The following is a 20,507-nucleotide window of genomic DNA, read 5'->3' as shown; positions in this document are numbered from 1 at the left end:
CGTCCAGGCAGCAAAAAGCCCCGGCATGCCGGGGCTTTTTCGTTTCCGCCCGAACGGGTCGGAGTTACTGCATGTTGTTCTGGTTGCGAGCGTCGACCTTGTTGGGCTTGTCGCTCTTGAAGGGCACCTCGGCAGCGCCGTCGGCACCACCCTTCACGGTGGTCTTGCCCGGCACCTCGGTGGTGGCGGAGCCGTTCACGGCCGTGGCGCTCTTGGAGGTTTCGGCCGCGAAGACACCCGTGGCCATCGACAGCATCACAGCAGCGGTAGAGGTGATCAGCAGCTTTTTCATGAGTATCGGCCTCGTCGAAATAAACCTGTGAATCTGGTTGGGCCCGGTCCAGGATGGAGGCGGGCATCAGCTGCGAACGGGCAGGTCCACAGCGCACAGTGCAGTTGACTACCGCCCGGAATGCCGGGTTCCAGGGCATTTGTGAACATTTGTGGGTGGGTTTGCCCGGTGTGGGCCGCGCTTTTGCGCCCGTCTCGGTCGTAGCGCTTCCCAAGCGCTGCCGCGCGCCGGACAATCCCCTGACGAACCCCCTGCCGCGGGCGTGGTCAGTTCGCAGATCGCGCCTCTTCCACCGATAAGGACAATCATGAGGGCTCACCGCTTTTCTGCTTCCCTCTGCCAGGCAATGACTGCCCTGACCCTGCTGGCCCTGTTACCGGGCTGTTCCCAGGAGCACCCACCGACCGTGGAGCTGGCACGGGTGGTGGTGATCCAGCTGAGTCCGGTGAACGACACCCAGCGCTATCCCTTCACCGGTGACATCCAGGCCCGGGTCCAGGCGCCGCTCGGCTTCCGGGTGAGCGGCAAGATCAGCGAGCGGCTGGCGGACGTGGGCGACCGGGTGCGCGCGGGTCAGGTGCTGGCCCGCCTGGATCCCCAGGACCTGCGCAACAACCTGGCCGCGGCCCAGGCGCAGGTGGAGGCCCAGGAGGCCCGCGCCCGCCTGGCCCGCATCGACTTCGAGCGCCAGGCCGCGCTGCTGCCCAAGGGCTACACCAGTCGCAGCCAGTACGATCAGGCGCAGGCGACCCTCGACGGTGCGCGCAGCGCCTTGCAGACCGCCACGGCCCAGCGCGACGATGCACGCAAGCAGCTGGGCTATACCGAACTGCGGGCCAGCGCCGCGGGCGTGCTCACCGCGCGCCACGCCGAGGCGGGGCAGGTGGTGCAGGCCGGTGCGGCGATCTTCGACCTGGCGGTGAGCGGCGAACTCGACGCCGTCTTCGATCTATACGAATCCCTCGCCCGCGAGCTGAAGCTCGGCCAGACCCTGCCCGTCAGCCTGCAGGCGCAACCCGCGGTGACGACCCAGGGCACCCTGCGCGAGATCGCGCCGACGGTGGCCAGCAGCGGGACGGTGCGGGTGAAGGTGCAGCTCGACCAGCCCCCTGCCGGCATGACCCTCGGTGCGGTGGTCAATGCCCAGGTGGCCGGCGCGGCGGGGCAGGGCTTCGCCTTGCCATGGACGGCGCTGAACGGTACCACCGACCAGCCGGCCGCCTGGCGCCTGAACGAGGATGGCCGGGTCAGCCTGCAGCCGCTGCGCATCGAGCGCTATACCCGCGACAGCATCTTCGTGACCGAAGGCCTCAAGGCCGGTGACCGCGTCGTGGTCGCCGGTGGCCAGGCCCTCAGCCCCGGGCAGCGGGTCGAACTCGCCGAGCGCTCCGCCTTCAACGAGGTGCGGCCATGAAGTCCCTGTTGCCGCTCTGCCTGCTGCTGGCCGTGGCCGGTTGTTCCGACGACGAGGCACCGCCGCCGCCGGTGCGTCCGGTGGCCACCGTCACCCTGAGCGCCCCGCCCGCGCCGCGCGAGGTGTTCGCCGGCAGCATCCAGGCGCGCTACGAAAGCGTGCTGGGCTTTCGCGTCGGCGGACGCACGACCCGGCGTCTGCTGGACGTCGGCGAGCCGGTCCGGCGCGGCCAGTTGCTGGCGGCGCTGGATCCCACCGACCAGGACAATGCCCTGCGCAGTCGCCAAGGCCAGACCGCCGACGCCCAGGCGCAATGGCGCGATGCCAGCAACGATGCCAGGCGCCAGCAGCAGCTGTTCGATCAGGGCGTGGGCTCGCGCTCCCAGTTGGACCAGGCGCTGACCCGGCTGCATACCCTGGAGGCCGCCCGCGAGCAGGCCCAGAGCGCCGAGCGTCAGGCCCGCGACCAGCGCAACTACGCCGAGCTCTACAGCGATTTCGAGGGCGTTATCACCGCCTGGCAGGCCGAGGTCGGCCAGGTGGTCTCCGCCGGCCAGCCCGTGGTCCGGGTCGCCCGGCCCGACATCCGCGAGGCGGTGCTGGACCTGCCGGCGTCGGCCATCGGCCATCTGCAACCGGAGCGTCAGCTAACGGTGCGGATGGCGCTGGATCCGGCGGTTGCGGTCAGCGGCAAGGTCCGCGAGATCGAGCCCCAGGCGGATGCCACCACCCGTACCCGGCGGGTCCGTCTCACCCTGGACCAGCCGCCGGCGGCGCTGCGCATCGGTACCCTGGTGCAGGGCGAGCTGGAACTGCCATCGACCGCCGGCCTGGCGCTGCCGGTGCAGGCGCTGCGGCGCCAGGGCGACCAGGCGTCGGTCTGGGTGGTAGAGGGCAAGGGCGAGCAGGCGCAGGTGCGCCGGCGCGCGGTACAGGTCATCCGCGAGGCCGATGGCCAGGTGTGGATCGGTAGCGGCCTGAGGGTCGGTGAGCGCGTAGTGGTAGCGGGCGTCAACAGTCTCGAGGAGGGGCAGCGGGTGAAGGATCAGGAGGGCGCTCGGCCATGAAAGGCTTCAACCTGTCGGACTGGGCGCTACGCCACCAATCCTTCGTCTGGTACCTGATGTTCGTCGCCCTGCTGATGGGCGTGTTCTCCTACATGAAGCTGGGACGCGAGGAAGACCCCTCCTTCGCCATCAAGACCATGGTCATCCAGACCCGCTGGCCGGGGGCGACTACCGAGGAGACCCTGCGCCAGGTCACCGAGCGGGTGGAGAAGAAGCTCGAGGAACTGGATTCCCTCGACTACACCAAGAGCTTCACCCGGCCGGGGCAATCCACGGTATTCGTCTATCTGCGCGACACCACCCCGGCCAAGGCGATTCCCGACATCTGGTACCAGGTGCGCAAGAAGATCGCGGACATCCAGGGCGAATTCCCCCAGGGCATCCAGGGCCCGGCCTTCAACGACGAATTCGGCGACGTCTTCGGCAGCATCTATGCCTTCACCGGCGACGGCTTCAGCATGCGCCAGCTGCGCGATCAGGTGGAGCAGGTGCGTCGCGAGATCCGCAGTGTGCCGGGCATCGGCAAGGTGCAGGTGCTCGGTGCGGAGAACGAGGTCATCTACCTGGACTTCTCCACCCGCAAGCTGGCTGCCCTGGGGCTGGACCAGCGCCAGGTGATGCAGAGCCTGCAGCAGCAGAACGCCGTGACGCCGTCGGGGACCATCGAGTCCGGGGCCGAGCGGATCAGCGTGAGAACCAGCGGCGAATTCCGCTCCACCGCCGATCTCGCCGCGGTCAACCTGCGCATCGACGACCGCTTCTACCGCCTCACCGACCTGGCCGACATCCGCAGCGGCTATGCCGATCCGCCGAGTTCGCTGTTCCGCTACAACGGGCGGCCAGCCATCGGCCTGGCTATCGCCATGAGCAGTGGCGGCAACATCCAGACCTTCGGTGCGGCCCTCACCGAGAAGATGCAGGAGCTTACCGGCGACCTCCCGGTGGGCATCGGTGTGCACGTGGTCTCCAATCAGGCGCAGGTGGTGGAGAAGGCCGTCGGCGGCTTTACTCGGGCGCTGTTCGAGGCGGTCATCATCGTGCTGGTGGTGAGCTTCATCAGCCTCGGCGTGCGCGCTGGCCTGGTGGTGGCGCTCTCCATCCCCCTGACCCTGGCGCTGGTGTTCGTCTTCATGGAGTACAGCGGCATCACCATGCAGCGGATCTCCCTGGGCGCCCTGATCATCGCCCTGGGCCTGCTGGTGGACGACGCTATGATCACCGTGGAGATGATGGTGACCAAGCGCGAGGAGGGCGAGTCGTTGCACCGTTCGGCGACCTTCGCCTACGAGTCCACCGCCTTTCCCATGCTCACCGGCACCCTGGTGACGGTGGCCGGCTTCGTGCCCATCGGCCTCAATTCCAGCAGCGCCGGCCAGTACACCTTCACCCTGTTCGCGGTGATCGCGGTGGCCCTGTTGCTGTCCTGGATCGTGGCGGTGTTCTTTTCGCCGGTGATCGGCGTGCACATCCTGCCGAAGAAGGTGAAGCCCAAGGACCATGATCAGCCCGGCCGCCTGGCGCGCTGGTCCGACAACCTATTGCTGGGCGCCATGCGCCACCGCTGGCTGACCATCCTCCTCACGGTGCTGCTGTTCGCTGCGGCGCTGTTCGCCATGAAGTTCGTGCAGAACCAATTCTTCCCATCCTCGGATCGACCCGAGCTGCTGATCGACTTCAACCTGCCGCAGAACGCTTCCCTCGACGCCACCCGCGCCCAGATGGACAGGTTCGAGAAGACCCTCGCCGACGATCCGGACGTGGACCACTGGAGCTCCTATGTCGGCCAGGGGGCGGTGCGTTTCTACCTGCCGCTGGACCAGCAGCTGGAGAATCCCTTCTACGGCCAGGTCATCCTGGTGGCCAAGGACCTGGAGGCGCGCAATCGCCTGCTGCCTAAGCTCAAGCAGCGGCTGCGCCAGGACTTCGTCGGCCTGTCCGGCTACGTCCAGCCGCTGGAGATGGGCCCGCCGGTGGGCCGGCCGATCCAATACCGCATCAGCGGTCCAGACGTCGCCGAGGTGCGTCGCCAGGCCCTGGCGCTGGCCAGCGTGCTGGGCAAGAGTCCGCAACTGGGCGACTTCCTCTACGACTGGAACGAGCCGGCGCGGATGCTCAAGGTGGAGGTCAACCAGGACAAGGCGCGGCAGCTGGGCTTCTCCTCCCAGGACGTGGCGCAGATCCTCAATGGCGTGGTGACCGGTACCCCGGTGACCCAGGTGCGTGACGACATCTACCTGGTCAACGTGGTGGCGCGCGCCAGCGAGGCCGAGCGGCGCTCGGTGGAGACCTTGGAAAACCTGCAGATCATGACCCCCCAGGGCATCGCGGTACCGCTCAAGGCCTTCGCCCGCATCGACTACGCCCTGGAGCAGCCGCTGGTGTGGCGGCGCGATCGTCTGCCCACCATTACCCTCAAGGCCTCGATCCTCGGTGACATCCTGGCGCCCGACCTGGTCAAGCAGCTGCAGCCGGACGTCGACGCCTTCATCGCCAAGCTGCCGCCGCGCTACCACGTGGCGGTGGGGGGCACGGTGGAGGAGAGCAGCAAGGCCCAGGGCCCCATCGCCGAGGTGGTGCCGCTGATGCTGTTCCTCATGGCCACCTTCCTGATGATCCAGCTGCACAGCATCCGCAAGCTGTTCCTGGTGGCGAGCGTGGCCCCCCTCGGGCTCATCGGCGTGGTACTGGGGCTGATCCCTTTCGGCCAGCCGCTGGGCTTCGTCGCCATCCTCGGGGTGCTGGCGCTGATCGGCATCATCATCCGCAACTCGGTGATCCTGGTGACCCAGATCGATGCCTTCGAACGCGACGGTCGCTCGCCCTGGGACGCCGTGGTGGAAGCCACTCGGCATCGCCGCCGGCCGATCCTGCTGACCGCCGCGGCGGCCAGCCTGGGCATGATCCCCATCGCCCGGGAAGTGTTCTGGGGGCCCATGGCCTACGCCATGATCGGCGGCATCGTGGCCGCCACGCTGCTGACCCTGCTGTTCCTGCCGGCGCTCTACGTCGCCAGCTATCGCATCCGCGAGCCACGCCGTGAGGGCTAAGGCGCAGGCAAAAAAAACGACCTCCTGGCGGAGGTCTTCGTTGAAGACATCTGCCAGGAGGCCGCAAGGAGCTATCCAAGGAGCCACTGCCGGAGGGAAGGATTCGCGCGGTCAGCAAGTCGAATCCACAGCAGCTCACCGCACCACTATCGGGCGTCCAGATTTTTCAATAAAGTGACGCCTTGACGAAACTCCATTGCGAAAAAGGCAATAATGGATATTTTCCAAGGCATGCGCATCTTCGTCCGGGTGGTGGACCTGGGCAGCCTCACGGCCGCCGCCCATACCCTCGACCTGTCCACTGCGCAGGTGTCGCGCCTGCTCGCCGAGCTGGAAAGCCACCTGCAGACACGCCTGCTGCACCGCACCACGCGGCGCTTGGCGCTGACCGAGGCCGGCGAACGCTACCTGGAACGCTGCCGGCGCATCCTGCAGGACGTCGGCGAAGCCGAGGCCGAGGCCAGCGGTGCGCACCTCAAGCCCCATGGCCATCTGCGCCTGCATTCCATGACCGGCCTCGGCACCCAGCTGCTGGCACCCCTGGTATCGCGCTTCTGCGCGCGCTATCCCCAGGTGGAGATCGTCATGAACCTCTCGCAGAACCATCCGGCGCTGCTGGAGGACGGCCATGACATCGCCATCACCCTGGACACCGAGCTGGCCGATTCGGACTTCGTCGCCCAGCGCCTGGGCGGGGTCTACAGCGTGGTCTGCGCCGCGCCCAGCTACCTGGCGCGGCGGCCGGCGCCCCAGGTGCCGGCTGATCTGGCCGAGCACGACTGCCTGCGCCTGCTCGATCCGAATTTCTCCGAACGCTGGGTCTTCGCGGGCCCCGAAGGCGAGCAGCAGGTCGCCCCGCGCTACGTCTTCCAGGTCAACGTCGCCGAGGCCCTGGCCAGCGTGGCGCGGCAGGGCATGGGGATCTGCCTGCTGCCCAGCTACATCGCGGTCAACTACCTGAGAGACGGCAGCCTGGTGCGGTTGCTGCCCAACTTCCGCCTGCGCGAGCGCAACATCCATGCGCTCTATCCCTCGCGGCGCTTCCTCGATGCCAAGATCAAGACCTGGATCGACTTCCTCAAGGAAGAGCTGCCGGAGCGCCTGCAACTGGAGAACCTGGTGCTGGAGGATCAGCGCTACTGGGCCAAGGACTAGCTGGCGCTGTTGCAGCTTCTGTAACAGTGATTTAGTTAGCATGCTATTTATTAGGCTGCGTTCATTGCCTAGAATGGTCCCGTACCCCGATGAACACATCCCCCGAGGAGTTCGCCATGAAACGTTCTCTGTCCGCCCTGTTGCTGACCCTTGCCACCCTGACCGCCGCCCAGTTCGCCGCTGCCGACGACAATCCCAGCCTGCGCTACAAACTGGTCGATCAGAATCACGCCGCCATGCAGCACTACGGCGACCAGTCCGCTCCCGCCGCCAACGTGCGTCGCTGAGCCGCTCCGCTTTCGAAAGACCACCCCTCTTTGCTCCTTTGGTCTTTCTCCGCCGCACCCATCGGGTGCGGCTTTTTTATATCTGCGGCACACTGAGCCCCTGACCTTGTCGAGGTGCCCATGACCGCCACTTCCGCTCAACGACTCGCCCGCCTGCGCGCCTTCCTGGCCGAGCAGGGCGCCGATGCCTGCCTGATCCCCAGCGCCGATCCGCACCTGTCTGAATACCTGCCCGAACACTGGCAGGGACGGGCCTGGCTGTCCGGTTTCACCGGCTCCGCCGGCCTGCTGCTGGTGACGCGCGACGCCGCCGGCGTCTGGACCGACAGCCGCTACTGGGAGCAGGCCGCCCGTGAGCTGGACGGCAGCGGCATCGACCTGATGAAGCAGGTGGCCAGCCAGCCCCAGGGCCACCTGCACTGGCTCGCGGCCCAGGTACCCGAAGGTGGCACCGTGCTGGTGGACGGCCAGGTGCTGTCCCTGGGTGCGGCCGCCGCGCTACGTCGCATCCTCGAGCCGAAGCACATCCAGCTGCGTACCGATCAGGATCCGCTGGCGGCGATCTGGCCCGAGCGCCCGGCGTTGCCGGCCGCGCCGGTCTTCGTGCACGCGCCGCCCTATGCGCCCCAATCACGCAGCGCCAAGCTCGCCCAGGTACGTCAGGCCATGGCCGAGGCGGGCGCGGACTGGCATTTCATCTCCTCGCTGGACGACCTCGCCTGGCTGCTCAACCTGCGTGGCGCGGACGTCCCCTACAACCCGGTGTTCCTCGCCCACCTGCTGCTGGGCCGGGACAGCTGCCAGCTGTTCATCGATCTGGCCAAGGTGCCGGCCGAGATCCGCTCGACGCTGGCAGCGGACGGCGTGACCCTGGTCGACTACGGCCAGGCGGCCCCAGAACTGGGGCGGCTGCCGGCGGGTAGCACCCTGCTGGTGGATCCGGCGCGCGTCACCCTCGGGCTGGTCGAGGCTGCACCCGCGGGCGTCAAGCGCCTGGAGCAGATCAATCCGTCCACCCTGTTCAAGGCCTGCAAGACCGCCGAGGAAGTGGCCCAGGTACGCACCGCCATGGAAGAGGACGGCGCGGCGCTGTGCGTCTTCTTCGCCCGGTTCGAAGCGGCCCTGGCCCGTGGCGAGCGCCTCACCGAGCTGACCGTGGACGACTGGCTGAGCGAGGCGCGGGCGGCGCGGCCCAACTTCGTCTCCCTGAGCTTCGCCACCATCGCCGGCTTCAACGCCGGTGGCGCCCTGCCGCACTACCGGGCGACCGAGGAGGCCCATGCCGAGCTCCAGGGCGATGGCCTGTTGCTGATCGACAGCGGCGGCCAGTACCTGGGCGGCACCACCGACATTACCCGGGTGGTGCCCATAGGTACGCCCAACGCGGCGCAGAAGCGTGACTTCACCCTGGTGCTCAAGGGCATGCTGGCGCTGTCGCGGGCGCGCTTTCCCGCCGGCGTCGCCGCGCCCATGCTCGACGCCCTGGCGCGCGAGCCGATCTGGGCCGCCGGCATCGACTACGGCCATGGCACCGGCCATGGCGTGGGCTACTTCCTCAACGTGCACGAAGGGCCGCAGTCGATTTCCTTCTATGCCACGGTCACCCCGCACCATGTCCTGCGCGAGGGCATGATCACCTCCAACGAACCGGGCATCTATCGCCCCGGCCAGTGGGGCGTGCGGCTGGAGAACCTGCTGCTGTGCACCCGCGCGGAAACCACCGAATTCGGTGACTTTCTCGCCTTCGAAACCCTGACCCTCTGCCCGCTGGATACCCGCTGCCTGGATCTCGCCCTGCTGCGCGCCGACGAGCTGGACTGGCTCGACGGCTATCACGCCGAGGTCCGCCGGCGCGTCCTGCCGTTGCTGGAGGGCGCCGCGCGCGACTGGTTGCTGGCGCGTACCGAACCCGTCGCGAGGACCGCCCCATGAGCAGCAACGCCCAGCAATTCGCCAGTGACAACTACTCCGGCATCTGCCCGGAAGCCTGGGCCGCCATGGCCGCGGCCAACGTCGGCCACGAGACCGCCTATGGCAACGACACCTGGACGGCCCGCGCCGCCGATCGCTTTCGCCAGCTGTTCGAGACCGACTGCGAGGTGTTCTTCGCCTTCAACGGCACCGCGGCCAATTCCCTGGCCCTGGCCGCCCTGTGCCAGAGCTATCACAGCGTGATCTGCGCCGACACCGCCCACGTCGAGACCGACGAGTGCGGCGCCCCGGAATTCTTCTCCAACGGCTCCAAGCTGCTGCTGGCACCCTCGCACCACGGCAAGCTGACGCCGGGCGCCATCCAGCAGATCGCCACCAAGCGCGCCGACATCCACTTTCCCAAGCCGCGCGCGGTGACCGTCACCCAGGCCACCGAGGTGGGCACCCTCTATGGGCTGCACGAGCTGCAGGCCATCAGCGCCACCTGCCGCGACCTCGGCCTGCACCTGCACATGGACGGCTCGCGCTTCTCCAACGCCGTGGCCGGCCTGGGTTGTACTCCGGCCGAGGTAACCTGGAAGGCCGGTGTCGACGTGCTCTGCTTTGGCGGTACCAAGAGCGGCATGGCGGTGGGGGAGGCGATCCTGTTCTTCAACCGCGACCTGGCCGAGGACTTCGAATACCGCTGCAAGCAGGCCGGCCAGTTGGCGTCCAAGATGAGATTCCTCTCCGCGCCCTGGCTCGGCGTGCTGGAGAACGACACCTGGCTGCGCCACGCCCGCCACGCCAACGCCATGGCCCGGCTGCTCGCCGAGCGGGTCCGCGACGTACCCGGGGTGGACTTCATGTTCCCGGTAGAGGCCAACTCGGTGTTCCTGCAACTCTCGGAGCCAGCGCTGGACTTCCTGCGCGGTCGCGGCTGGCGCTTCTACACCTTCATCGGCAGCGGCGGGGCGCGCTTCATGTGTTCCTGGGACACCGAGGAAGCCCGGGTGCTGGAGCTGGCGGCGGATATTCGCACGGCGATGGGCGGGTAGGGCGCAGCGCGGCCACGGGCCGCTCCTGCAAAAGCATCACCCTATGTAGGAGCGGCCCATGGCCGCGATAAGTTCGGTACGGACGACCGCATCGGCGGACCGCCATGGCCACGCTTAACGGATCATGGCGCCGTTCGTCCGCTCATTTTTCAACTCGACGTGGAAAACGTTGATGCGGTTTTCCATCCTAGGTTTCCTGATGCGTGGGTGGATGACGGCGCAGTCTCATCCACCATTAACCCGCCCCCAAAGGCGAAAAGGCTGCGCGGTTTGTGCTCTCCATCGCGGCCATGGGCCGCTCCTACAGATCCCATAAGGGCGACCGCATCGGCGGAACGCCATGGCCGCGATGAGCTATCAGCCGCACCTCCATGCCACGATGAGTTTCTGGCCTGGGGACGCCGCCCGCACCAACCGTTACCATGGCCGATCTCTCCCTCGTTCCCAGCGATTCATGGCCAAGAAGCCCAGCAAACCCACCCTTGCCACGGTCACTCCTGCCGCGCCAACCCTCATCGACGTGGCGCGGGTCGCCGGGGTGTCACCGATCACCGTGTCCCGGGCGCTGAATCGGCCGGAGATCGTCAGCGAGGCGGCGCGGGAGAAGGTGCTGGCGGCGGTGCAGGCCACCGGCTATGTGCCCAATCTGCTGGCCGGCGGCCTGGCGTCCAAGCGCAGTCGCCTGGTGGCGCTGTTCGTGCCGACCATCGTCCACTCGATCTTCGCCGAGACGGTGCAGGCGCTCATGGGCCGCCTGGCTCAGTCCGGCTACCAGACCCTGCTGGGCCTGACCGGCTACAGCGCCGAGCAGGAAGAACGACTGCTGGCCGCCGTGCTGGGGCGCAAGCCCGACGGCATCGTGCTGACCGGCACCCTGCACACCTCGGCCAGTCGCCAGCGCCTGGCCCAAGCCGGCATCCCGGTGGTGGAGTCCTGGGACCTGGGCGAGGACCCCCTGGACATGCAGGTGGGTTTCTCCCACGAGGCCGTGGGTCGCGCCCAGGCGGATCATCTGTACGCCCGTGGCTATCGGCGCTTCGCCCTGGTCTCGGTGGACGATCCCCGCGCCCTGCGCCGCTGCCGGAGCCTGGTCGCGCGGTTGGATGAGCTGGGCCTGCCGACGCCCGCGGTGGAAATCCTGCCGGCCCCCGCCCTGGTGGAATCCGGTCGGGCCGGCTTGCGCCAGCTGCTGGCGGGCGCCGAGGCCTTCGAGGTGGTGGTCTGCAGCTCGGATACCGTCGCCCAGGGCGTGATGGCGGAAGCCGCCAGTCGGGGGCTGCGTCTGCCCGAGGACCTGGCGGTACTGGGCTTCGGCAATCTCTCCAGTGCGGCCCAGATGCATCCCGCGCTGTCGTCGGTGAGCGTCGAGGGCGATCGCATGGGCACCCTGGCGGCGGAGGCGCTGTTGCAGCGCTTCACCGAGGGCGAGCGCGCCGGCGAGGCAGTACGCATCGACACCGGCTTCCACATCATCGACCGTGCCACGACCTGACCATCGGCCTGCAAGTCGTTAGACGTCGTACTTGTTTGATTGCGCAATCATGGCTTAGTCTTGGCTTACCGCCAGGACTGCCATGAATTGACGCCTCATTATATGATTGCGCAATCATCGAGCAGTCTGCGCCTTCAATAACAACAATCGCGCAAGAGGGATCCCCATGGATGCCACAAGACCTACCCGGGTGCGTTACCTGATCCTGTTGATGCTGTTCGTGGTCACTACCATCAACTACGCGGACCGCGCCACCATTGCCATCGCCGGCTCCAGCCTGCAGAAGGACCTCGGCATCAGCGCCGTGACCCTGGGCTACATCTTCTCCGCCTTCGGCTGGGCCTATGTGGCCGGGCAGATTCCCGGTGGCTGGCTGCTGGATCGCTTCGGTTCGAAGAAAGTCTATGCCGGCAGCATCTTCTTCTGGTCGTTCTTCACCCTGCTGCAGGGGCTGGTCGGCGGCCTGCCGGTGGCCTGGGCGGTGACCACCCTATTCCTGCTGAGATTCCTGGTCGGCCTGGCCGAGGCGCCGTCCTTCCCGGGCAATGCGCGCATCGTCGCCGCCTGGTTTCCCACCGCCGAACGCGGCACCGCCTCGGCGATCTTCAACTCGGCGCAGTATTTCGCCACCGCGCTGTTCGCGCCGATCATGGGCGGCATCGTCTTCCACTTCGGCTGGGAGCACGTCTTCGTCATCATGGGCGCCCTCGGCATCCTGTTCTCCCTGGCCTGGCTGAAATTCATCCACAACCCCAAGGAGCATCCGCGCATCGACGCCGCGGAGCTGGCGTACATCCGCGACAACGGCGGCCTGGTGGACATGGACAACAGCGCCCGCCAAGGCGATGGCGGCCCCAAGTGGCACTACATCACCCAGTTGCTGACCAATCGCATGATGCTCGGCGTCTACCTGGGCCAGTACTGCATCAACGCCATCACCTACTTCTTCCTGACCTGGTTCCCGGTATACCTGGTGCAGGAGCGCGGCATGACCATCCTCAAGGCCGGCTTCATCGCCTCGCTGCCAGCCATCTGCGGCTTCATCGGTGGCGTGCTCGGCGGGGTGATCTCCGACTACCTGCTGCGCCGCGGCCATTCCCTGACCTTCGCCCGCAAGCTGCCCATCGTCTGCGGCCTGCTGCTCTCCACCAGCATGATCTTCTGCAACTACGTCGACGCCGACTGGATGGTGGTGGGCTTCATGACCCTGGCCTTCTTCGGCAAGGGCATCGGCGCCCTCGGCTGGGCGGTGGTGGCGGATACCTCGCCCAAGCAGATCGCCGGCCTGTCCGGTGGCCTATTCAACACCTTCGGCAACCTGGCTTCCATCACCACCCCCATCGTCATCGGCTATCTCATCGCCGCCACCGGCTCCTTCAAGTGGGCGCTGGTCTATGTCGGCGCCAATGCCCTGGTGGCGGTGTTCAGCTACCTGTTCATCGTCGGCCGCATCCAGCGCGTCGAGCTGCGTACCGCCGATGGCGAACTCCTGGGTGCCCCCCAGCCTGACCCGGCCCGGGCCTGAGCCCCGGCAGAGGATAAGAACATGAACCTGATCGTTCACCGTGATTCGCCGCGCTACATCAAGCTCCACCCCCAGGACAACGTCGGGGTGGTGGTCAACGAACCCGGCGTGGCCGCCGGCACCGCCTTCGCCGACGGCCTGACCACGGTCGAGGCCATTCCCCAGAGTCACAAGGTCTCCCTGGTGGATCTCGCGGCGGGCGCCGCGGTGGTGCGCTATGGCGAGGTCATCGGCTACGCCCTGCAGGACGTTCCCGCCGGCAGCTGGATCACCGAAGCCCTGCTGCGCATGCCGGAGCCGCCGGCGCTGGACAACCTGCCCAAGGCCACCGCGCCCGGCCAGGTCGGCGAACCCCTGGAAGGCTATACCTTCGAGGGGTTCCGCAATCCGGACGGCAGCGTCGGCACCCGCAACATCCTGGCGGTGACCACCACCGTACAGTGCGTGGTGGGGGTGCTGGACCACTGCGTGGAGCGGGTGCGCAAGGAGATCCTGCCGCGCTACCCCCATGTCGACGACGTGGTACCGCTGTCCCACAGCTACGGCTGCGGCGTGGCCATCAATGCACCCGACGCGGTGATTCCGATCCGTACCCTGCACAACATCAGCCGCAATCCCAACTTCGGCGGCCAGGCGCTGGTCATCGGCCTGGGCTGCGAGAAGCTGCAGGCCAGCCAGCTGATGCCGGGCGACGACCTCACGGCCGGGCAGGACGAAGAGGCCTGGCTGTTCCGCCTGCAGGATTCGGCCAACGGCTTCGCCGGCATGGTCGAGCAGATCATGGGGCTGATCGAGGCCCGCCTGGAGCTGCTCGACCAGCGCCGCCGCGAGACGGTGCCGGCGTCCGAGCTGGTGGTGGGCATGCAGTGCGGCGGCAGCGACGCCTTCTCCGGCATCACCGCCAACCCGGCCCTGGGCGTGGCCGCCGACCTGCTGGTGCGGGCCGGCGCCACGGTGATGTTCTCCGAGAACACCGAGGTACGCGACGGCATCCACCTGCTGACCCCGCGCGCCGCCACCCCGGCGGTGGCCGACGCCCTGATCCGCGAGATGGACTGGTACGACCGCTACCTGGAGCGGGGCATGGCCGATCGCAGCGCTAATACCACCCCTGGTAACAAGAAGGGCGGGCTGAATAACATCGTCGAAAAGGCCATGGGGTCGATCGCCAAGTCGGGTACCAGCCCCATCGCCGGGGTCATAGCACCCGGCGAGAAGATCCGCGGCAAGGGCCTGTACTTCGCCGCCACCCCGGCCAGCGACTTCATCTGCGGCACCCTGCAACTGGCCGCGGGCATGAACCTGCACATCTTCACCACCGGTCGCGGCACCCCCTATGGCCTGTCCATGGTGCCGGTGATCAAGGTCTCGACCCGCACCCAGCTGGCCGAGCGCTGGCCCGATCTGATCGACATCGATGCCGGGCGGGTGGTGAGCGGGCGGCTGTCGCTGGAGGAGATGGGCTGGGAGATCTTCCAGTGCTACCTGGACGTGGCCAGCGGCCGGCGCCAGACCTGGGCCGAGCGCCATCGCCTGCACAACGACCTCGCGCTGTTCAATCCGGCGCCGGTGACCTGATCCCGGCGGCAACGAAAAAGGGCCGATCCCATGGGGATCGGCCCTTTTTTATGTGGCGATGTCAGGCTGTCGCGGCGTGGCGCGCTCAGTCGGCCAGGGTGCTACCGCTGACCGGCCGCAGGCGCTGCTGGCCGTCGTCTTCCGCATCACGCATCAGCACGTAGCCGAGGATGATGCCGACGAAGAGGTTGCCGACGCCGATATCGAAGAGGTCGGTGGTCCAGCCGATCAGGCAGAGGCAGAAGGCGATGGCCAGCAGAGTGTGGCTGAGGCGATCGGGCGCGGTGTGCAGGCGGATGAACACCGGTAGCTGCAGGGCATAGCCGAGGATGCCGACGACCCCGAACACGCACCAGAGATAGACGACGCTGCTGTCGCTGGTGACGAAGAGATCGATCCCCGGGACGGGGAAGGCGGCCATGGAGCTGCCGAACAGGCCGAAGCCGGCGCCTTCCACCGTCCAGCCGTGGCGGCTCATCTCCGCGACGACATTGGGCCAGGTGTTGACCAGGCGGTCGTAGAAGGAGGCCAGGCCGCTGTCGCTCATCACCACCAGCGGATCGAAATCGCGGACCAGGCCGAGCACCGGCAGCAGCATGCCACCCACCACGGCCAGCAGGATCAGGGCGTAGGTCGGCCACTGGAAGCGGCGGGTGACCATCAGCACCAGGGTGAAGGCGAAGGCGGCGGCGGGCGCCTTGCTGGTGGTGAGCAGGATGCCGAAGAAGCCGATCAGGGCGACCACCAGCCAGAGCGTCTTGGAGCGGGCGAATTGCGCCAGGAACAGGCAGTAGACGGCGATGAGCGCCGCCAGCACGTTGGATACCCGGGCGAAGCCGGCGATGCGGTCCTCTTCACCGGCGACCCACTGGGTATTGCCGGCGATGTCGTTGCCGCCCAGGTTGTAGCTGTAGCCCTTCCAAGGCACCGCGGTGAACTTGTCCAGGGCGATGCCGATCAGGCAGGCGATCAGCAGCAGGAACATGGCCCGCGCCAGCAGTCGGCGCTGCTTGAGCAGCTCACGGCCGCAGAGCAGGCCGAACAGCAGCGGACTGTAGACGAACAGCGAGAACAGCACGTTGTTGAAGGTGCCGCCATGCAGCAGGGCGAGGGCGGCGTAGGCGAGGCCGGCGAGCAGCCCGACCCAGATCACCCGGGGGATCTTGACGGTGGCCAGCTGCAAGGCGAACAGCGCCAGGCAGGCGATCTTGGGCAGGTAGACCAGCGCCGAGGCACCGACCATGTCCAGGGCATAGCGCAGAAAGCCGGAAAAGGTCTCGACGAACAGCAGGCCGATGGCCGTCCACACCATGAGGGTGGAATAGCGCCATTCGAGCACGCGCTGGAAGGCGGAGGGGGAGGCGGTGGCAACCGTCATGATGATCATCCCTGTTGTGCTGCCGATGGCGGGGTGGGCCACCAGTCCTGACGTGAGCAGCGAGGACCGCCAGGACACGCCACCTTGGCGTTACCGACGGACTGCTGAGGCGAAAGCGTAGAAGGCGGGCACGCTACCGCCCGCGACCGTCGACGACGGGCACGAGCGGAAACGCGAGAAGTAAGCCGAAGGGATGATAGCGGAGGCCTTGAGGCGCCTGTCAAACGGCGCCGGGCCTAGCGGAAATCCTCAACGCGGGAATCGGAAGCAGGCCACAAATAAGGCCTTACTTGACCATCCGCCAGGTCAGGGGATAGCGGTAGTCGCGGCCCTGGTTGGCCTTGATGCCGGCGATCACCGTCAGCACGAAGGCCACGCAGGCCACCAGCAGCATCAGCGGAAAGCCGATCAGTACCCATACCAGCAGCCAGCAGATCATGTGCACCAGGGTGACGGTGAGCTGGAAGTTCAGCGCCTCCTTGCCCTGGCGGTCGATGAAGGGATCGTCCTCGCGCTTGAACTGCCAGACCACCAGCGGCCCTATGACGTTGCCGATGAAGGGCACCACGAAGCCGAAGAAGGCGGCGTAGTGGCAGAGCATGGCCCAGCGCCGGGCATCGGCGCTGGGGGCGGGGACGAGGTCATGCATGATCTGGGCTTCCGTTACTCGCCGCGCAGGGCGGCTTGCTGGATCTCGAACAGGTCGCGCAGGCCACCCTGGGCCAGTTCGAGCATGGCGTTGAGCTCGGCCGGCTGGAAGGGGGCGCCCTCGGCGGTACCCTGGACTTCGATGAAGCCGCCGGCGTCGGTCATGATCACATTGAGATCGGTCTCGGCGGCGGAGTCTTCCAGGTAGTCCAGGTCCAGCACCGGGGTGCCCTGGTAGATGCCCACGGAAATGGCGGCCACCATCTGCTTGAGCGGATTGCCCTTGAGGTTGCCCCGGCGCTTGAGCGCGCCGAGGGCGTCGACCAGGGCGACGCAGGCACCGGTCACCGAGGCGGTGCGCGTACCGCCATCGGCCTGGATCACGTCGCAGTCGATATAGATGGTGTTCTCGCCCAGCTTGGACAGGTCGACGGCGGCGCGCAGCGAGCGACCGATCAGCCGCTGGATCTCCAGCGTCCGGCCACCCTGCTTGCCCTTGGCGGCTTCGCGCTGATTCCGCTCGCCGGTCGCACGCGGCAGCATGCCGTATTCGGCGGTGAGCCAGCCCTGGCCCTTGCCCTTGAGAAAGCGCGGTACCCCGGCCTCGACGCTGGCGGTGCAGATCACCTTGGTATCGCCGAACTCCACCAGGACCGAACCCTCGGCGTGCTTGGTGTACTGACGGGTGATGCGGATGGGGCGCAGCTGATCGGCGGCGCGGCCACTGGGACGCTTCATTGGGGGCTTCCTGTAAGGCATAGAAATCAGGGCCCATAGTATAGGCAGCGCCCGGTTCGTGCACACGGATGCATTGGGCGCCCCGATCAGGTGCGCTAGAATCGTGCGTTTTACGCGCGGGAGGGGCCGGATCGCTCCGGCTCCCGCCCGTCGCCAGACGAGGATCCTGCCATGGTGCACAGCATGACGGCGTTCGCCCGGGTCGAGCGACCGGGGCCCCAGGGCACCCTGAGTTGGGAGCTGCGCTCCGTCAACCACCGCTACCTGGAACCGCACCTGCGCCTGCCCGAGACCTGCCGTGACGCCGAGTCCGGGGTGCGCGAAGCGCTGCGCCGGCGGCTGTCGCGCGGCAAGGTGGAGTGCGTGCTGCGCGAAGAGCGCGACGAAGCGGCCGGCCTGCGCGTCGACGCCCGGCGCGCGGCTCAGCTGGTGTCGGCCGCCGAAGACGTCGCCGCCCTGATCGCCCGGCCGGCCAAGCTCGATCCCCTGGCCGTGCTGGCCTGGCCCGGCGTGCTGGTCGGGGCCGAGGTGGATGACGCCGAGCGCCGGGCGCAGGTGCTGGCGCTGTTCGACGCGGCGCTGGACGAGTTGCTGGAAGGCCGGCTACGCGAGGGTCGGGAGCTGAGTCGCCTGATCGAGGAGCGGCTGGTCCAGGTGCTGGCGGAAGTCGCGACGCTCCGTGCCCTGCTGCCCGAGCTGCTGGCGCTGCAGCGGCGGCGTATCCTCGAGCGCTGCGCCGAGGCGGGGGTCGAGTTCGAGCCGGCGCGGCTGGAGCAGGAACTGGTGCTGCTGGCGCAAAAGAGCGACGTGGCCGAGGAGCTGGATCGCCTGGAGACCCATGTGGCCGAGGTGCGGCGGGTCCTGGCCGGCAAGGGCGCGGCCGGGCGGCGCCTGGACTTCCTCATGCAGGAGCTCAACCGCGAGGCCAATACCCTGGGCTCCAAGGCCATCGATGCCCGTGCCTCCCAGGCGGCCATCAATCTCAAGGTGCTCATCGAACAGATGCGTGAGCAAGTGCAGAACATCGAATAGGCGGACTTCCATGACAGCCCTTCCCGGCACCCTCTACATCGTTTCCGCGCCTTCCGGCGCCGGCAAGACCAGCCTGGTCAAGGCCCTGCTGGATGCCCTGCCCGACATCCGCGTGTCGGTCTCCCACACCACCCGCGCCATGCGCCCGGGCGAGGCCGACGGGGTGAACTACCACTTCGTCGACTGTGCGACCTTCACCAACCTGCTCGAGCACGGCGACTTCCTCGAACACGCCGAGGTGTTCGGCAACTACTACGGCACCTCCCAGGCGGCCCTGGAGCGCACCCTCGCCGAGGGTCACGACCTGATCCTGGAAATCGACTGGCAAGGCGCCCAACAGGTCCGCCGCAAGCTGCCCCACGCCCAGTCGATCTTCATCCTGCCGCCGAGCCAGGCGGCCCTGCGCCAGCGCCTGGACAACCGCGGCCAGGACAGCGCCGAGATCATCGAGCGCCGCATGCGCGAGGCGGTGAGCGAGATGAGTCACTACGTCGAGTACGACTACCTGATCATCAACGATGACTTCGCCAGCGCCCTGGAGGATCTCAAGTCGATCTTCCGCACCCGCCAGCTGCGCCTGGATCGCCAGCAGCGCCGGCACGACGACCTGCTGGTGGATCTACTAGGCTGAGCCTCGGTCATCCATTGGGACGCTAGTCGAAACCGCTCCTTGGATGGATGGCAATCTCTCGTCGGCTCGTCACACTCCAAGGCTGAGCCGCCTTCGCGCGGCTCTTTCGTTGCAGTGCGGTCGACGCCGGTCTCCAGCCGGATTCGCGAGCAGTCGCCCTGCGGTCGCTAGAAGCCACCGGAGCGGAAGACTGTCATGAAGACCCATACCCTGCTGGCGGCCGTGCTCGCCGGCCTCACCCTGTCGGCCTTGGCCGTCGAGCAAACCACCACCCTGACCCAGACCGGCAACGACAACCAGGCCACCCTGAATCAGAGCGGCGGGCGCGCCAGCACCATCGAGCAGGTACAGAGTGGCGCTGGCAATCGCGCCAGCGTCGAGCAGCGCCAGGCGTTCGGTGCCCAGGCGCTTGTCAAACAGGCGTCCAGCGGCAATAGCCTGCAGATCCTTCAGGAGGGCAGCGGCCAGCAGGTCAGGGTCAGCCAGCTGGACAATGGCAACCATCTCGCCGAGATCGTGCAGACTGGTGGCGGCGCCGGGAATACTCTGGAGCTGGAGCAGTCGGGCAATGCGGCCTCGGCCTATCTGAGCCAGGCGGGCGATCTCAACGTCTACAGCGTGCGCCAGCTGGGTTTCGGCGGCAACGAGTTGCGCGCGACCACCACGGGCGATGCCAACCGCCTGACGGTGGAGCAGCGCAGTGGCGGGCTGGCGGAGGTGGTGCAGGTCGGCAACGGTAACGTCTTGCAGCTGACCCAGAACGTCTCCTTCGCCGGGGGCACGGCCAGCTTGCAGCAGCGTGGCGATGGCAATGGCGCGGCGGCGGAGCAGCAGACCAGTCGCTACCGCAGCGCGCTGGCGCTGACCCAGGCGGGGAACGGCAACCAGGCGAGCCTGTCGCAGCGCGCCGGCTTCAGCGATCTGACCTTCACTCAGCAGGGCAATGACAACCAGCTGAGCGCGACCCAAGCCGGACTGGAGGCGCGGATCGCCGGCACCAGCACGGGTGACGGCAACCGGGCGGTCTTCCTGCAGGACGGCTTCGAGGTAGGCGCCGAGATCCAGCAGCAGGGTAACGGCAACCTGGTATCCATCACCCAGAACACGGTACCGGACAGCTTCACCGGCGCCAGCGCCTTCATCGGCCAGACCGGCGATGCCAACTCGGCGGTGATCGACCAGGTAGGCTCCACGGCGCGGATCAACCAGAGCGGCTTCGGCAACCAGGCGACGGTCTACCAGCGCTGAACGGCC

The 20,507-nt window shown here is 67.5% G+C and carries 17 protein-coding genes; 13 read left to right on the top strand and 4 right to left on the bottom strand.

Going from position 1 to position 20,507, the window contains the following annotated elements:
• Positions 1-64: 64 nt before the first annotated feature.
• Complete coding sequence (locus ACYJP6_RS01145) at positions 65-292, bottom strand: hypothetical protein (protein ID WP_027598123.1); 228 nt, start codon at positions 290-292, stop codon at positions 65-67.
• Positions 293-638: 346 nt separating this feature from the next.
• On the opposite strand from ACYJP6_RS01145, the gene ACYJP6_RS01140 reads away from it, so the two are divergent.
• The 10 genes from ACYJP6_RS01140 to garD all read left to right on the top strand — a co-directional run bounded on the left by ACYJP6_RS01140 (position 639) and on the right by garD (position 14,826).
• Entirely contained in the window at positions 639-1,706 is a 1,068-nt protein-coding gene (locus ACYJP6_RS01140) for an efflux RND transporter periplasmic adaptor subunit (RefSeq protein WP_459472681.1), read from the top strand.
• Entirely contained in the window at positions 1,703-2,773 is a 1,071-nt protein-coding gene (locus ACYJP6_RS01135; protein WP_459472679.1) for an efflux RND transporter periplasmic adaptor subunit, read from the top strand. The genes ACYJP6_RS01140 and ACYJP6_RS01135 overlap by 4 nt, the downstream gene beginning before the upstream one ends.
• Positions 2,770-5,820, top strand: coding sequence for an efflux RND transporter permease subunit (locus ACYJP6_RS01130; protein WP_459472678.1), 3,051 nt, complete (start codon positions 2,770-2,772; stop codon positions 5,818-5,820). Before ACYJP6_RS01135 ends, ACYJP6_RS01130 begins: the two co-directional genes overlap by 4 nt.
• Positions 5,821-6,033: 213 nt before the next feature.
• On the top strand, positions 6,034-6,975 hold the full coding sequence (locus ACYJP6_RS01125; RefSeq protein WP_459472676.1) for a LysR family transcriptional regulator: 942 nt from the start codon (positions 6,034-6,036) through the stop codon (positions 6,973-6,975).
• Positions 6,976-7,091: 116 nt separating this feature from the next.
• Positions 7,092-7,262: a hypothetical protein gene (locus tag ACYJP6_RS01120; protein WP_186309238.1), complete on the top strand. Its 171-nt coding sequence runs from the start codon at positions 7,092-7,094 to the stop codon at positions 7,260-7,262.
• Between the two features lie 120 nt (positions 7,263-7,382).
• Positions 7,383-9,194 carry an aminopeptidase P family protein gene (locus ACYJP6_RS01115; RefSeq protein WP_459472674.1) on the top strand — a complete coding sequence of 604 codons (1,812 nt, stop codon included), beginning with the start codon at positions 7,383-7,385 and terminating at the stop codon, positions 9,192-9,194.
• Positions 9,191-10,231: a threonine aldolase family protein gene (locus ACYJP6_RS01110; RefSeq protein WP_459472672.1), complete on the top strand. Its 1,041-nt coding sequence runs from the start codon at positions 9,191-9,193 to the stop codon at positions 10,229-10,231. Before ACYJP6_RS01115 ends, ACYJP6_RS01110 begins: the two co-directional genes overlap by 4 nt.
• Before the next feature lie 454 nt (positions 10,232-10,685).
• Complete coding sequence (locus ACYJP6_RS01105) at positions 10,686-11,723, top strand: LacI family DNA-binding transcriptional regulator (RefSeq protein ID WP_459472671.1); 1,038 nt, start codon at positions 10,686-10,688, stop codon at positions 11,721-11,723.
• Positions 11,724-11,889: 166 nt separating this feature from the next.
• On the top strand, positions 11,890-13,248 hold the full coding sequence (locus tag ACYJP6_RS01100) for an MFS transporter (RefSeq protein WP_459472668.1): 1,359 nt from the start codon (positions 11,890-11,892) through the stop codon (positions 13,246-13,248).
• A 21-nt stretch (positions 13,249-13,269) separates the two neighbouring features.
• The gene (gene garD / locus ACYJP6_RS01095) at positions 13,270-14,826 is read left to right on the top strand and encodes a galactarate dehydratase (protein WP_459472666.1); all 1,557 of its coding nucleotides are present in this window, start codon (positions 13,270-13,272) and stop codon (positions 14,824-14,826) included.
• A gap of 85 nt (positions 14,827-14,911) precedes the next feature.
• Here garD and ACYJP6_RS01090 read toward each other — a convergent pair whose 3' ends face one another.
• The 3 genes from ACYJP6_RS01090 to rph all read right to left on the bottom strand — a co-directional run bounded on the left by ACYJP6_RS01090 (position 14,912) and on the right by rph (position 17,590).
• Positions 14,912-16,204: a hypothetical protein gene (locus ACYJP6_RS01090; protein WP_459472664.1), complete on the bottom strand. Its 1,293-nt coding sequence runs from the start codon at positions 16,202-16,204 to the stop codon at positions 14,912-14,914.
• 286 nt (positions 16,205-16,490) lie between these two features.
• Complete coding sequence (locus ACYJP6_RS01085; RefSeq protein ID WP_145008484.1) at positions 16,491-16,853, bottom strand: DUF4870 domain-containing protein; 363 nt, start codon at positions 16,851-16,853, stop codon at positions 16,491-16,493.
• Positions 16,854-16,867: 14 nt separating this feature from the next.
• Entirely contained in the window at positions 16,868-17,590 is a 723-nt protein-coding gene (gene rph / locus ACYJP6_RS01080; protein WP_058791176.1) for a ribonuclease PH, read from the bottom strand.
• A gap of 171 nt (positions 17,591-17,761) precedes the next feature.
• Between rph and ACYJP6_RS01075 the strand changes: the two genes are divergently transcribed.
• The 3 genes from ACYJP6_RS01075 to ACYJP6_RS01065 all read left to right on the top strand — a co-directional run bounded on the left by ACYJP6_RS01075 (position 17,762) and on the right by ACYJP6_RS01065 (position 20,501).
• Positions 17,762-18,622: a YicC/YloC family endoribonuclease gene (locus ACYJP6_RS01075; RefSeq protein ID WP_459472662.1), complete on the top strand. Its 861-nt coding sequence runs from the start codon at positions 17,762-17,764 to the stop codon at positions 18,620-18,622.
• Between the two features lie 10 nt (positions 18,623-18,632).
• Positions 18,633-19,253, top strand: coding sequence for a guanylate kinase (gene gmk, locus ACYJP6_RS01070; protein WP_007161416.1), 621 nt, complete (start codon positions 18,633-18,635; stop codon positions 19,251-19,253).
• A gap of 195 nt (positions 19,254-19,448) precedes the next feature.
• Entirely contained in the window at positions 19,449-20,501 is a 1,053-nt protein-coding gene (locus ACYJP6_RS01065; protein ID WP_459472660.1) for a hypothetical protein, read from the top strand.
• Positions 20,502-20,507: the final 6 nt, after the last annotated feature.

The sequence above is a fragment of the Pseudomonas sp. No.117 genome, assembly GCF_054558395.1.
The sequence above is the reverse complement of the archived record's forward strand: the minus strand, read 5'-3'. Positions and strand labels throughout refer to the sequence as shown.